This window comes from uncultured Thiothrix sp. (assembly GCF_937873765.1).
In the GTDB taxonomy this organism is placed as follows: domain Bacteria; phylum Pseudomonadota; class Gammaproteobacteria; order Thiotrichales; family Thiotrichaceae; genus Thiolinea.
In genome coordinates this window covers 1-13637 of sequence record NZ_CALMZC010000054.1, presented here as the reverse complement: position 1 = coordinate 13637, position 13637 = coordinate 1, and the positions used below count along the sequence as shown (strand labels likewise).

The following is a 13637-nucleotide window of genomic DNA, read 5'->3' as shown; positions in this document are numbered from 1 at the left end:
TATTCTAGCTGCTTTCAGCCGTGAAGGCACAGCGAAATGCTGCACCTTCACGCAGAGATTGTTCTATAATATTCGCGCGCTTGAGAAATCAAATAAATTCAGGAGAACTTTAAGCCAATGTATAAACACGTTAAGGTGCCAACTAGCGGTCAAAAAATTACTACTAATCCCGACTTTTCGCTCAATGTTCCCGACAAACCGATCATTCCTTTCGTTGAAGGGGATGGTATTGGAATGGATATTACCCCTGTGATGATCAAGGTCATCGATACAGCGGTTGAGCGTGCTTACGGTGGCAAGCGCCAAATTCAATGGATGGAAATTTACGCGGGTGAAAAAGCCAATACTGTTTATGGCGAAGATGTCTGGTTGCCTGAAGAAACCGTCCACGCGGTTAAAGATTTCGTCGTGTCTATTAAAGGACCGTTGACCACTCCAGTCGGAGGCGGTATCCGCTCCCTGAATGTGAAACTGCGTCAAGATTTAGATCTTTATGTGTGCTTACGCCCGGTTCGCTATTACGAAGGTACACCTAGCCCTGTACGTGAGCCACAAAAAACCAACATGGTGATCTTCCGTGAAAATGCCGAAGATATCTATGCGGGGATTGAGTGGAGCGCGGATTCTGCCGAAGCGAAAAAAGTGATCAATTTCTTAATCAAAGAAATGGGTGTGACTAAAATTCGTTTCCCAGAAACTTCAGGGATTGGAGTTAAGCCTGTCTCTTCCGAAGGAACCAAGCGTTTAGTCCGTAAAGCGATTCAATACACCATCGATAATGATTTGCCCTCAATGACGATTGTGCATAAAGGTAATATCATGAAATTTACTGAGGGTGGATTTAAAACTTGGGCTTATGAACTGGCTAAACAAGAGTTTGGTGCAGTAGAGATTAAAGGTGGCCCTTGGTGCTCCTTTAAAAACCCCAAAACGGGCAACGAAATCATCATTAAAGACGTCATTGCGGACAACTTCCTGCAACAGATTCTACTACGCCCTGAAGATTATTCAGTAGTGGCTACTTTGAACTTAAATGGTGACTATATTTCTGATGCGTTAGCGGCTCAGGTGGGGGGAATTGGGATCGCGCCCGGTGCGAATATGTCAGATACCATTGCGATGTTTGAAGCAACTCACGGCACCGCTCCTACCTTTGCTGGTCAAGATAAAGTGAATCCTAGCTCTATTATTTTGTCTGCAGAAATGATGCTCCGCCATATGGGTTGGGTTGATGCAGCAGATCTAGTTGTTAAAGGGGTGGAAGGTGCGATTGCTTCAGGTCGCGTTACCTTTGATTTTGCACGCTTGATTGATACGGCTGAGGAAGTCAGTTGTTCAGAATTTGGTGATAATATCATCGAGCATATGTAAGTTTGTCTATAGAACAGTGCTTGTCTTTAGCACTGTTCACTTCAATTCAGCTATAGTTTTAGTAGTTGACGCGCTATTTACCCCACTCCACTTTACTTTCTTAGTTTCATCCCAATAATGAAGAAATACCCAAGTCCAAGTCAGGAATAGTGACAAGGGCTGATAGATTCAGTTAACTAGTTAAGTTAGCTATCGACTAACTTAAGTTGGAGTTGCATTTTTAATGGCAGGCAAAGATAAACAAGGCTCTAGTGATCATGATTCTGGTGTAGCGGTACAGGACAGCCGTCCGAAGGTGAAGGAACCGGCACGTTTTAAAGTTATACTTTTAAACGATGACTTCACACCGATGGACTTTGTAATAGACGTGTTGCAGATTTTTTTCCGCTTAGATCATGAAACCGCAACGCGTGTGATGTTGCATGTTCATACCCGGGGCAAGGGAGTGTGTGGAGTGTACACACGTGATATCGCTGAGACTAAGGTCGCACAAGTGAATCGCTACTCACGTGACAATCAGCATCCGCTACTCTGTACGATGGAAGAGGCATAAGGGACAAAAATTATGTTAAGCGCTGAAGTGGAAGAATCAATCAACACGCTATTCCGTAATGCTCGGGAGCGCCACCACGAATTTGTGACGGTTGAGCACTTACTATTGGCTATGCTGGATAACCCAAGTGCCTCGATTGCACTGCGTGCCTGTGGTGTCGATATTCCTGGTTTAAAGCGAGAGCTTGAAACCTTCATTGATGACAATACGCCTGTGCTCCCAGCCAGTGATCAACGTGATGTTCAACCGACTTTAGGTTTTCAGCGGGTCATTCATCGTGCCGTCTATAGTGCTCAGTCTTCACGTAAGGGTGAGGTCACTGGTGATGCTATCTTAGTTGCGATCTTTGGTGAACCTGAATCGCATGCGGTGTTTTTCTTATCGCAGCGCGATGTAGCACGTCTCGATATTGTGAATTTCCTATCGCATGGGATTCGCAAAGATGAGCATATCAGTGGTCGGCACGACAATGATGGGGGTAGCAATATGGATTCCTCGGGTAATAATGGTGAGCAACAAGATACTGACTTAGGCGACGGTAAACAAAAGCCTTTAGATCAATTTGCCAGCAACCTCAACCAGTTAGCGCTAGAGGGTCGTATTGATCCGTTAATTGGGCGTGACAATGAGATTGAGCGCACTGTTCAAGTCTTGTGTCGCCGACGTAAGAATAATCCGCTCCTTGTGGGTGAAGCAGGCGTTGGTAAAACTGCTATTGCTGAAGGTTTGGCTAAACGGATTGTCGATGGGGAAGTGCCTGAAATTTTAGCAGATGCAGTGATTTATTCCTTGGATATGGGTTCATTGTTGGCAGGCACTAAATACCGTGGTGATTTTGAAAAGCGCTTAAAAGCAGTAATTCAGCAAATCAAAGATGAGCAAAATGCGGTACTTTTTATTGATGAAATTCATACCATTATTGGAGCTGGTGCCACTTCAGGTGGCACAATGGACGCGTCTAATTTAATCAAGCCCGTGTTGTCATCGGGTGAGCTGAAATGCATTGGTTCGACAACTTTCCAAGAATATCACAGTGTTTTTGAGAAAGACCGCGCCCTTGCGCGGCGCTTCCAAAAAATAGATGTGAATGAGCCGAGTGTGGAAGAAACCTATGAAATTTTAAAGGGTTTGCGTTCGCGTTTTGAGGATCATCACCAAGTGAAGTACACCCTGTCAGCGTTGAAAGCAGCCGCTGAATTGGCAGCACGCTATATCAATGATCGGCATTTACCGGACAAGGCAATTGATGTTATTGATGAAGCCGGTGCGAATCGGCGTTTGAAGCCTTCGGCAACTCGCAAAAAGACAATTTCAGTAGGTGATATTGAAGAAATCGTCGCTAAAATTGCACGGATTCCACCAAAGACGGTCTCTAATTCGGATATGGATATGCTGAAGAATTTAGAGCGAGATCTAAAAATGGTGATCTTTGGTCAAGATGCGGCAATTGAGCAACTGACTTCAGCCATCAAAATGGCACGTTCTGGCTTACGTGATGAAACTAAACCTATTGGTTCTTTCTTGTTTGCAGGCCCTACTGGGGTTGGTAAAACCGAAGTCACTAAGCAATTAGCCCTACGCATGGGTGTAGAAATGTTGCGCTTTGATATGTCTGAGTATATGGAACGCCATACGGTTTCGCGCTTAATTGGTGCACCTCCGGGCTACGTGGGCTATGATGAAGGTGGTTTGCTGACGGATGCTGTAAATAAGCACCCGCATGCTGTCTTGTTGTTGGATGAAATCGAGAAAGCGCATCCCGATGTGTTCAACTTGCTGTTGCAAGTAATGGATCATGGAGCTTTGACAGATACCAATGGGCGGAAGATTGATTTCCGAAATGTCATTTTAGTGATGACTAGTAATGCAGGCGCGGAAGATATTAGCCGTAAGTCTTTAGGTTTCACGAAGCAAAATCATACCAGTGATTCGATGGAGGCGGTAAAGCGTATCTTTACCCCAGAGTTCCGCAACCGTTTAGATGGCATTATTCAGTTCAATGCCTTAACTGATACGGTGATTCGCTCAGTGGTTGATAAGTTTGTAATCAAACTTGAAGTGCAACTACAACAAAAAGGTGTAACTCTGATCGTTGATGAAGACGCCCGCGATTGGTTAGCGAAGAAAGGCTATGATCCACTCATGGGCGCGCGACCCATGGAGAGGGTGATTCAAGAGCATATCAAACGTCCACTAGCAGATGCTTTATTGTTCGGCGAATTGGCAAATGGTGGGCGGGTCGAGGTATCGGTTGAGAATGATACCTTAGCTTTGAACTACGAGGGTGCTGAAGCAGCAGCCGTCTAAATTAGGTGAGGCTGGGAGTATTAACTCCTAGCCTTATTTGCTGCGGTAACTAATTCGACCTTTAGTCAAGTCATAAGGGGTTAACTGCACAGTTACTCGGTCGCCTGTTAAAATACGAATATAGTTCTTACGCATCCGCCCGGAGATATGAGCCATTACAATATGTTCGTTATCTAACTTCACACGGAAAGTAGTATTCGGTAAAGTGTCAATTACCGTGCCTTCCATCTCGATATAATCTTCTCTCGCCATAATTCCTTTGCTACAGGGTTAATCTGCAAAAATTCTAATGAAGCGCGTATTATCCTGCCATTCTGGCAGATGACAAGTTCTTTTTGTCAAGCAGCGTGATTTGCTTAACAAATTCTATTAGCATAGGCGCGAATTTATGTGTTGGACAACTATTTCTGTTTTTAATTCTGGAGTCAGTCATGGCAATAGCAGGGCTATTCCCTGGGCAAGGGTCTCAGTCATTGGGTATGCTTGCTGAATTAGCAGCCTCTTTTCCCATTGTTACCCAAACCTTTGAACAAGCATCTTCTGTTTTAGGGCGTGGTTTATGGCAATTAGCTCAAGGGAGTGACGAGACCGCCTTAAATAGTACTGAAACAACGCAGCCTTTGATGCTTGCTGCAGGTGTTGCAGTTTGGCGGGTTTGGCAAACTCAAGGGGGCTGCTTGCCAATAGCAGTAGCCGGTCACAGTTTAGGTGAATACTCTGCCTTGGTAGCTGCTGAGGTTTTAGATTTTAATGAAGCGGTAGCTTTAGTCTCTAAGCGCGCCCAACTAATGCAAGCAGCCGTTCCTGAAGGTACGGGGGCGATGGCTGCAATTCTGGGCTTGGCTGATGAACAAGTGATAGCCGCTTGTGAGCAAGCAGCCCAAGGTGAGATTGTTGAGGCCGTCAATTTTAACTCACCTGAGCAAGTGGTCATTGCAGGAAATGCGTCTGCAGTTGAACGTGCTATTGCGACTGCTAATGAGTTGGGCGCGAAAAAAACTGTTAAATTAACAGTTAGTGTACCCTCACATTGTAGTTTAATGAAACCTGCAGCGGCTAAATTAGAGCAAGCCCTAAATCAAGTTCAGTTCCGAACAGGCAAGTTGCCGGTGCTACAAAATGTAGATGGTTTAGCACGTGAGGATCTTACTAGTATGCGTAGTGCTTTAGCGGAACAACTGTATCGCCCAGTACGTTGGGTGAGTACGATTCGTAATCTGCAAGTACAAGGAGCCAAGGTGATGATTGAGTTTGGGCCAGGAAAGGTATTGACTGGCTTGAATCGGCGCATTGAACGCCGGATGGATGCAGTTTGTATTAGTGATAATGCGAGCCTTGAAGCTGCCTTAAAATTTTGTCAGGGGGCTTAAGTGTCAGATTTATTTAGTTTAAAGGGCGAAGTAGCCTTGGTCACAGGTGCTAGCCGTGGGATCGGACGCGCGATTGCTGAAACTTTAGGTCAGCAAGGAGCGACCGTGATTGGAACTGCAACTAGTGAAAACGGTGCTCAAGCGATTACAGACTATTTAGCCGCAGCAGGTATTCAAGGTTTAGGTAAAGTATTAGATGTGGCTAAAAGTGAATCTATTGATACTCTCGTTGCTGCTTTAAGCAAAGAGTATGGTGGTATTAGCATACTGGTCAATAATGCGGGTATTACGCGTGATAATCTATTGATGCGGATGAAGGATGAGGAGTGGGATTCGATTATTAACACTAATCTCAGCTCAATCTTTCGCATGAGCAAGGCTTGTATTCGGTCGATGATGAAGGCTAAAAAAGGCCGGATTATCTCGATCTCTTCGGTAGTTGGCGCTAGTGGTAATCCAGGACAAACCAATTATGCCGCAGCGAAAGCAGGCCTAGTCGGTTTTTCTAAGTCGTTAGCACGTGAACTAGGCTCAAGAAATATCACTGTGAATGTAGTTGCACCCGGCTTCATTGATACCGATATGACGCGTGAGTTATCAGAAGATCAACGTGCAGCAATCTTCCAAAATATTCCCTTAGGACGTTTAGGACAACCTGAAGAAATTGCAGGTGCAGTGCTGTATTTAGCCTCTCCTGTGGGAGCGTATGTCACGGGCGAGACCATTCATGTGAATGGTGGAATGTATATGGCATAGGTATTTCTACCTTTGCACAACTGGCAAGCATCGAATGTTTTCAATACAATAAGCCTTCGATGCCAAGCATTTTAATCTAGAGGAACTAAAAACATGAGTATTGAAGCTCGCGTCAAAGCTATCGTGGTCGAGCAGTTGGGAGTAGACGAGTCTGAAGTCACTAATGCATCTTCTTTTATTGAAGATTTAGGAGCTGATTCATTAGATACCGTTGAGCTGGTGATGGCACTGGAAGAAGAGTTCGGTACAGAAATCCCTGATGAAGAAGCTGAAAAGATCACTACTGTGCAAGCAGCCATTGATTATATCAATGCCTGCCTGCCTTCAGCTTAATCTTGTAAGGATTAGCTACCTAACACACGTAGCCCTGCTTAGTTAGGGTTACGGTTTGGAGTCAGAAATATCTCTATTTCATGAAGGTATATAAGTTTGTCTAAAAGGCGTGTAGTAGTAACGGGTTTAGGTATTGTCTCTCCGGTAGGTTCTACCTTAGCAAGTGCATGGGGCAATATTAAGGCGGGTAAAAGCGGTATCAATACTATCAGTCCTGAGTTATTCGATGCTAGCGAGTTTAGCGTGCGGATTGCGGGAAATGTCAAAGGCTTTAATGTCGATAATTACATTAAACCTAAAGACCAAAAAAAGATGGATACCTTTATCCACTATGGCATTGGTGCTGGAGTCGATGCTATTCGTGACTCAGGGATAGAGGTCACAGAAGCAAATGCTGAGCGTATTGGGGTCTTGATGGGTTCCGGAATTGGTGGCTTACAAACGATCGAGCGTAACTACAACGCTTTTCTGAATGGGGGCGCGCGGAAAATCTCTCCATTTTTTGTTCCCGCGAGTATCATTAATATGGTAGCTGGCAATCTATCAATTATGTATGGCTTGAAAGGCCCCAATATGTCGATCGTGTCTGCTTGTGCGACCGCGACTCATAGTATTGGTGATGCAGCACGGATGATTGTTTACGGTGACGCTGATGTGATGGTCGCGGGTGGTGCTGAAATGGGTTCCACCCCCTTAGGTATCGGTGGCTTTGCTGCTGCACGGGCTTTATCAACTCGTAATGATGATCCCGAAGCTGCAAGTCGTCCTTGGGATGTGGAGCGGGACGGCTTTGTACTAGGTGATGGTGCTGGTGTGTTAGTCTTAGAAGAATATGAACACGCTAAGGCTAGGGGCGCGAGAATTTATTGTGAATTAGTCGGCTATGGCATGAGCAGTGATGCTTACCATATGACTTCGCCCTCAGAAGGTGGTGAGGGGGCTGCTCGTTGTATGCGTAATGCACTGCGGGATGCTGGCTTAAATCCAGATCAAATCGACTATATCAATGCCCATGGAACTTCTACGCCTGCAGGTGATAAAGCAGAGACCTTCGCCGTTAAATTAGCTTTAGGGGAGCATGCCTATAAAACGACAGTTAGTTCCACTAAGTCAATGACAGGTCATTTATTAGGAGCTGCAGGTGGCATTGAAGCAGTATTTAGTGCGCTGGCTATCTATGAGCAAGTCCTACCGCCAACGATCAATTTGCATCAACAAGATCCCGAATGTGATCTTGATTACGTACCCAATGTCGCCCGCGAAACGACTGTTAATATAGCCATGAGCAATTCCTTTGGCTTTGGTGGTACTAACGGTACTTTGATTTTTAAGAAAATTTAAGCGTATTCGATTAAGAGGCAAGCAAAGTACGGCTTGCTTCTTTGCTTCAAAAGAACTAGCTTACATAAGCTTTTCTTGGCAATTCATAGGCTTTGCTCTATGTTAATCCTGCCTAATCCTTTCGAGAGTCGTTCATGCGGTTTGTTTTAAAGCTCGTTCTATTCTTAGTAATTTTGGCTGGAATAGCGGCTAGTCTTGTTTATCAACAGTATCAAGCCTTTACTCAAAAGCACATTCAGCTTGCTCCTGACCAGCCGGCGACCTTTGAAGTCAAATCAGGGGCGACTATCCGCCAAGTCACCCAACAATTAATTGCAGCAGATATCTTGCCTAAAACTAGTGTGATTCCCGCAGACTATCTATTTCTAGCGCAAGCCCGTTTTACCGAGCAAGCCTCAAAATTAAAGGCTGGCGAATATGCTTTAGAGCCAAGCATGACCACTGGGGATTTATTAACACGTTTAGCGTCAGGTAAAACCTTACAATATCAACTAGGGATTATTGAAGGGCATACCTTTAACGAGCTAGTTAGAGCCGTGCAAACTCATCCATATATTAAACAAACCCTAAGTACTGAAGATTATAAGCATTTAATGCCTAGGCTTGGGGGGGCTAATGGTGAATCTGCTGAGGGTTGGTTTTATCCAGATACCTATAACTTCCCACGTGGATCGACGGATCTGGAAGTCTTAAAACGTAGTTATCAAGCGATGCATGACTATTTACTGAAGGCATGGGAGCAACGTGAACCCCATCCTTTGATTAAAACTCCTTACCAAGCTTTGATTTTAGCGTCTTTGGTCGAAAAAGAAACAGGTATGCCGGATGAGAGACCCATGATAGCGCGCGTATTCTTGACACGTTTAGAAAAGAATATGTTGTTACAAACTGACCCAGCCGTTATCTACGGAATGGGTGATACTTATGACGGCAATATTCGTAAAAAGGATCTAGAAACCGATACACCTTGGAATACCTACACACGCACTGGTTTGCCACCTACACCTATCGCAACGCCGAGTAAAGCTGCTATTGATGCTGTTATGCATCCAGCTAAGACCAATTATTTGTATTTTGTGGCGACTGGCACGGGTGATGGACGTCATTTCTTTTCTGAGACTTATGAAGCACATCGTAAAGCGGTGAGCCAATACTTAGCGAATGATAAAAAACGCCAACAAGGAATAGCTACCCAATGAGCAAAAGAGGCGTATTCATTACTTTAGAAGGGGGAGAGGGTGCTGGTAAAACCACGAGTCGAGCTTATATCAGCGAGTTTTTAAAGCAACAGGGCATTCAAGTTTTAGAAACGCGTGAGCCAGGTGGTACGGAGGTGAGCGAGGCTATTCGCCATGTACTACTCAATAGTGCTCTGCCCGCTATACATGCTGATACCGAACTACTGTTGATGTTTGCAGCCCGTAATGAGCATTTGCAGAAGAAAATCTTGCCAGCGTTAGCATTAGGGCAGTGGGTGATCTGTGATCGCTTTACGGATGCCACTTACGCCTATCAAGGCTATGGGCGCGGTTTAGATCACGCAAGGATTGCTGCTTTAGAATTTTGGGTACAAGGCAATTTGCGCCCTAATTACACCTTATTATTCGATATCAATGTGCAAACTGGTATGCAGCGTGTACGGGCGCGCGCTGAACAATTAGCGATGAGCACTGATCGTTTTGAGCAGGAGACGCTGGAATTCTTTGAGCGCGTTCGAGAGGGCTATTTAGAGCGTGCTAAATTGTACCCTAAGCAATATAGAGTTATCGAAGCCTCTCAATCTATTGATGAAGTACAACAGCAATTACAGCACGTATTAGCCGCTATCTTAGCTAAGGCAGTTACTGAATGATCCCGCTTAGCGCAGCCAGTTATCCTTGGCATCAGACTATTTGGCAACAACTCCAGCGCGCTCGCCAGCAGCAACATTTACCGCATGCTTTATTATTTACCGGTTCAACGGGCTGTGGCCATGAGGCAATGGTGTATGCTTTGGCTCAAAGCTTGTTATGTTTAGAGCCTAGTGAAAATGGCTATGCGTGTGGTAGTTGTCGAAGTTGTAAGGTATTTACTGCACACTCACACCCAGATTTTATGCTTTTGTCGCTTGCAGAGGATAAGCAAGCGATTAGCGTAGAGCAGGTGCGTAGTTTGGAGCGTTTTTTAGAGCTAAGCCGTAGCTACAGTCCAAATCGGGTCGCACTGATTCTAAATGCAGATGCGATGAATATTCATGCTGCTAATAGCTTGTTAAAGTCTTTGGAAGAACCAGCTGATAACTCCTATATTTTACTGTTCACCGATAGAGTAGCAGCGCTAATGCCGACGATTCGAAGCCGTTGCCAGCAATTCCGTTTGCCACTACCCACACCAGTAGAGTCTTTAGCGTGGATAGAAGGCCAGACTATTGCTATTAGACAGACAGCTAGTGAGTTATTAGGCTTAGCACGCGGGCGCCCCTTAGCCGCTATTGCTGAAGATGTTGGTGAGCGTTTACAACAGAAGATACTATTTTTAAATCAACTTAAATCAGTTTTAACTGGACATTTAAGTATCACTGAAGTTGCGAGTCAATGGGAAAAATACAATCGTCAAGAGCTATTGGATTGGCAATTAATATGGGTTCAAAGCTTAATTAATCAGGAAGTAGGGGGGGCATTGGTAGGTGAAGCTAGTGAGTTGGTAGACTGCTTGGTAAAGCCTCAAGGACTTTGGTTGCTTTATGAACGTTTGTTGGAGTTAAAAGCCTTATCCACTCATCCATTGAATGGACGCTTGTTCGTCGAACATATGCTAAGTTTGTGGCTATAGCTATTTAGCCTTTTGATTAGAGTTTTAATAAAAATAAAAATGGAACCCATTAAAATTTCTTTTAGTTTAAATGACCGCATAGCCCTGCATAACCATTATTTACCAATGCTCAAAGGAGGTGGCTTATTTGTACCCACTAGAGAAAATCTAAATTTTGGAGATAGGATACAGGTACAGGTCGAATTGCTGAGTGAAAAACAAAAAGCCTTAGTACCAGGGCGTGTAGTTTGGATCACGCCTGGCGGGGCAGTGCGGAGTTTACCACAAGGTGTAGGCATTCAAATCATTGGTGAGCATCAATCACGTATTCAACAATACTTTGAAGGTCTTTTAGGTGAGAACTTATTACAAGCTCCACCAAAACCTTGCTATTAATATGTAAAACTAATTTTTCTATTAGTCTATAAATAAAATAAAGCATTATTAGTTACTTTTTGTTCAAGTATTTCTCGAATGACTGCATCTTTTTTTAGTTTGCGCTAAAATGAATGGGAACTGAATGATCATTTATCAATCTAAATATTAGCATTCGTTTAAATTCATATTGCAAGGAGGCCATATGTTCATTCGAGGCAAACTTTTACGTTACATTGCTGTAGCATGGATTCCTGTGATTTTACTTAGTTACTCCCCAGTAAGGGCTCAAGAATTGCGCTTAAATTTAGTTGCAACCTTTGATGACCAACCAGCCATGAAGGATATCGCTTGGACTGTTTATCGTACAGATACTGATACTAAAGTGACCTCAGCTAAATATCACTCAACTCATGTGACTTTACCCGCAGGTAACTATCGAGTAGTTGCGACTTTAACAGAGAATGATAAAACCATTACACGTACCCGTAGTTTTCAATTGCGTACTTCAGATAGTCGTATTGTTGTACCGATGGATTAAAATTTTTTTTGATTTATTGATAAGTAAATTATAGAGAGAGTGGAATCCCCTAAGTGGCTTACACTCCTGTAAGTCAAGACGCGCTGAACTCATGGTCAGAATGCGCGGTTTTGAAGAGGCTGCTAAACAGGCCGGACATGTTGGCATGTTCTACACCCTAACATATCCCTCTAAGTTTCATCGTTTCACCACATTCGTGCCATTCTTAAATGTCGCGAAATACAGCCTTATGGCTTCCGCATTGCTGAACCTCACCATGACGGCTGCCCGCACTGGCATTTACTTCTATTCGTTTCTCCTGACCAAAAAAATGAATTGACTTCAACTCTTCGCTCTTATGCTTTAAGGGAAGATGTACAGGAAAGGGGTACGGTTGAAATTGACTCTAATAAGGGTAGTGCGACGGGCTATATCGCTAAATATGTAAGCAAAAACATCAATGGTTTTGTGATCACGAGGCTACACCAGATACCAAGGCTACTGAAGCTGCTAAACGGGTATGTGCTTGGGCTTCCCTTTGGGGCATTCGCCAGTTCCAACAAATCGGCGGTGCTAATGATAATCCGCTGGTTGAACAGGCACGGCTTGCCGCTGACGCTAGCGACTGGTGCAGCTATCTGCAAGCTCAAGGCGGCGTTACCACTCCCCGTAAAGATCAGCCATTAAGGGTCTATACCGTCGAGCGCATTAACGCGCGGAAACGGGTGAAGTGCTCAGTAATCGCTATGGTTAAATTATCGACAAAGTGGAAGGTTTAAAACTCTTTGATAATCCCGCTATTAAAACTCGGGTTCACACTTGGCGCATTCAAGAAAAAATGTCAATTCCAGATTTTAGAACTGCTGAAGAGCGTGCTAAAGATCAATTGAACACACTTTAAGTTTTTATCTTTATTTTTTTATTTTTTTATTTTTTGTTTCATTTCTAACAATCTACTCCCTTTTCCAGTAAATGATCACCAAAGGCTTTTGGCACTTAAAGAGATTTACCCTAATTTATCATTAAATACTATTGCTGTTGATCTTTTGAGTGTTGAATTAACTTCTATTTGTCAGTCTTTAGAAATGAAAGGTTTAAAACATGATTGATTCATTTATTCCCGGTTCTTATATGATTGCCATTGTAGATAGTGTTTATTTTAATCAGAAATACGTAAATAAAAAACGAGAGAAGTAACCGAGGCGGCTTGGAAAGCACAAATAAAAACTGATGTATTAAAAGGCGAAGATACCCAAAAACGCGAATTGATGCAAATGGCAATAACACGGGTGATAGCCCTGATACCAATAGTTTTATATTACTACTAGCGGTAGTGGACAGGTACGGGTGATGGTACGATGGTACAGGGGCTTATGATGCTGAGATAGCGGGTAAATTAGGTCAAATTAAAGCCAATACGGATGCTATAAACGCCTCTGCTGCTTATATCGCTGAATACTCAAGCTAAGGCTAATATACGCTTGATATTAAAAGCGCTGTGACGGGTGATTCTAAAAACCGCACAGCTAAAGGTTATGATTCGGCAAAAGCTCAATTAGACGCTGAAATTTCAAAATTAAAAACTGATATAAAATCTAAATTTTCGGAAATTAGAGCTGACATGCAAGCCTTTTTAAATTTTAATTCAAATACTCCTGCTGGCAGTAATTGGCGTTTTTATTGCCGCTTTAGGTTTTTTGCTTTAGGGTTTTTATTGACAGGTTTGATTATTTTGAGGCGTTAGTATGGATATATTTGATCAGTTAGATTTGCTATTAGATTGGTTCTATACAGGTATTTATGATTTTGTAGTGGATACTGCATCTTATTTGATTGCTTTATCTGTTAAATTTTCACTGGTGGTTTATCGTCAGTCTGCCTTTTTTGCTAAGCCTTGGCGCGTTCCTGATTCATTTAAACT

General features: G+C 43.4%; 14 protein-coding genes and 1 pseudogene. 14 read left to right on the top strand and 1 reads right to left on the bottom strand.

Translation table 11 applies throughout. From position 1 onward, the window contains the following. Nucleotides 1–117: 117 nt before the first annotated feature. The 3 genes from icd to clpA all read left to right on the top strand — a co-directional run bounded on the left by icd (nucleotide 118) and on the right by clpA (nucleotide 4231). A complete protein-coding gene (gene icd / locus Q0307_RS15510) occupies nucleotides 118–1371 on the top strand; it encodes an NADP-dependent isocitrate dehydrogenase (protein WP_298661757.1) in 1254 nt (417 codons plus the stop codon). A gap of 223 nt (nucleotides 1372–1594) precedes the next feature. Continuing rightward, nucleotides 1595–1924 carry an ATP-dependent Clp protease adapter ClpS gene (gene clpS, locus Q0307_RS15505; protein ID WP_298661752.1) on the top strand — a complete coding sequence of 110 codons (330 nt, stop codon included), beginning with the start codon at nucleotides 1595–1597 and terminating at the stop codon, nucleotides 1922–1924. A 12-nt stretch (nucleotides 1925–1936) separates the two neighbouring features. Continuing rightward, a complete protein-coding gene (gene clpA / locus Q0307_RS15500) occupies nucleotides 1937–4231 on the top strand; it encodes an ATP-dependent Clp protease ATP-binding subunit ClpA (protein WP_298661751.1) in 2295 nt (764 codons plus the stop codon). Nucleotides 4232–4264: 33 nt separating this feature from the next. Here clpA and infA read toward each other — a convergent pair whose 3' ends face one another. Beyond that, complete coding sequence (gene infA / locus Q0307_RS15495) at nucleotides 4265–4483, bottom strand: translation initiation factor IF-1 (protein ID WP_298661748.1); 219 nt, start codon at nucleotides 4481–4483, stop codon at nucleotides 4265–4267. A gap of 179 nt (nucleotides 4484–4662) precedes the next feature. Here infA and fabD point away from each other — a divergent pair, with 179 nt between their 5' ends. From fabD to Q0307_RS15440, 11 genes and pseudogenes are all read left to right on the top strand, one after another. Continuing rightward, entirely contained in the window at nucleotides 4663–5601 is a 939-nt protein-coding gene (fabD, locus tag Q0307_RS15490) for an ACP S-malonyltransferase (RefSeq protein ID WP_298661742.1), read from the top strand. Continuing rightward, a complete protein-coding gene (gene fabG / locus Q0307_RS15485) occupies nucleotides 5602–6357 on the top strand; it encodes a 3-oxoacyl-ACP reductase FabG (RefSeq protein WP_298661741.1) in 756 nt (251 codons plus the stop codon). A gap of 93 nt (nucleotides 6358–6450) precedes the next feature. Next, nucleotides 6451–6690: an acyl carrier protein gene (gene acpP / locus Q0307_RS15480; RefSeq protein ID WP_298661740.1), complete on the top strand. Its 240-nt coding sequence runs from the start codon at nucleotides 6451–6453 to the stop codon at nucleotides 6688–6690. 96 nt (nucleotides 6691–6786) lie between these two features. Beyond that, nucleotides 6787–8031, top strand: coding sequence for a beta-ketoacyl-ACP synthase II (gene fabF, locus Q0307_RS15475; protein ID WP_298661739.1), 1245 nt, complete (start codon nucleotides 6787–6789; stop codon nucleotides 8029–8031). A 134-nt stretch (nucleotides 8032–8165) separates the two neighbouring features. Then, nucleotides 8166–9230, top strand: coding sequence for an endolytic transglycosylase MltG (gene mltG / locus Q0307_RS15470; RefSeq protein WP_298661737.1), 1065 nt, complete (start codon nucleotides 8166–8168; stop codon nucleotides 9228–9230). Then, complete coding sequence (gene tmk / locus Q0307_RS15465; protein WP_298661736.1) at nucleotides 9227–9883, top strand: dTMP kinase; 657 nt, start codon at nucleotides 9227–9229, stop codon at nucleotides 9881–9883. Before mltG ends, tmk begins: the two co-directional genes overlap by 4 nt. Continuing rightward, on the top strand, nucleotides 9880–10842 hold the full coding sequence (gene holB / locus Q0307_RS15460) for a DNA polymerase III subunit delta' (protein ID WP_298661735.1): 963 nt from the start codon (nucleotides 9880–9882) through the stop codon (nucleotides 10840–10842). Before tmk ends, holB begins: the two co-directional genes overlap by 4 nt. 39 nt (nucleotides 10843–10881) lie before the next feature. Continuing rightward, nucleotides 10882–11217: a PilZ domain-containing protein gene (locus Q0307_RS15455; RefSeq protein WP_298661734.1), complete on the top strand. Its 336-nt coding sequence runs from the start codon at nucleotides 10882–10884 to the stop codon at nucleotides 11215–11217. Nucleotides 11218–11401: 184 nt separating this feature from the next. Next, nucleotides 11402–11737: a hypothetical protein gene (locus Q0307_RS15450; RefSeq protein ID WP_298661732.1), complete on the top strand. Its 336-nt coding sequence runs from the start codon at nucleotides 11402–11404 to the stop codon at nucleotides 11735–11737. A 91-nt stretch (nucleotides 11738–11828) separates the two neighbouring features. After that, nucleotides 11829–12403 (top strand): annotated as a pseudogene (locus tag Q0307_RS19095) (replication endonuclease). Nucleotides 12404–13214: 811 nt separating this feature from the next. Beyond that, complete coding sequence (locus Q0307_RS15440; protein WP_298661730.1) at nucleotides 13215–13460, top strand: hypothetical protein; 246 nt, start codon at nucleotides 13215–13217, stop codon at nucleotides 13458–13460. Nucleotides 13461–13637: the final 177 nt, after the last annotated feature.

Excerpts from the sequence above, each read along its gene's own strand:
- icd (WP_298661757.1), top strand. The coding sequence starts at position 118 with ATGTATAAACACGTTAAGGTGCCAACTAGCGGTCAAAAAATTACTACT.
- clpS (WP_298661752.1), top strand. The coding sequence starts at position 1,595 with ATGGCAGGCAAAGATAAACAAGGCTCTAGTGATCATGATTCTGGTGTA.
- clpA (WP_298661751.1), top strand. The coding sequence starts at position 1,937 with ATGTTAAGCGCTGAAGTGGAAGAATCAATCAACACGCTATTCCGTAAT.
- infA (WP_298661748.1), bottom strand. The coding sequence starts at position 4,483 with ATGGCGAGAGAAGATTATATCGAGATGGAAGGCACGGTAATTGACACT.
- fabD (WP_298661742.1), top strand. The coding sequence starts at position 4,663 with ATGGCAATAGCAGGGCTATTCCCTGGGCAAGGGTCTCAGTCATTGGGT.
- acpP (WP_298661740.1), top strand. The coding sequence starts at position 6,451 with ATGAGTATTGAAGCTCGCGTCAAAGCTATCGTGGTCGAGCAGTTGGGA.
- mltG (WP_298661737.1), top strand. The coding sequence starts at position 8,166 with ATGCGGTTTGTTTTAAAGCTCGTTCTATTCTTAGTAATTTTGGCTGGA.
- tmk (WP_298661736.1), top strand. The coding sequence starts at position 9,227 with ATGAGCAAAAGAGGCGTATTCATTACTTTAGAAGGGGGAGAGGGTGCT.
- holB (WP_298661735.1), top strand. The coding sequence starts at position 9,880 with ATGATCCCGCTTAGCGCAGCCAGTTATCCTTGGCATCAGACTATTTGG.
- Q0307_RS15455 (WP_298661734.1), top strand. The coding sequence starts at position 10,882 with ATGGAACCCATTAAAATTTCTTTTAGTTTAAATGACCGCATAGCCCTG.
- Q0307_RS15450 (WP_298661732.1), top strand. The coding sequence starts at position 11,402 with ATGTTCATTCGAGGCAAACTTTTACGTTACATTGCTGTAGCATGGATT.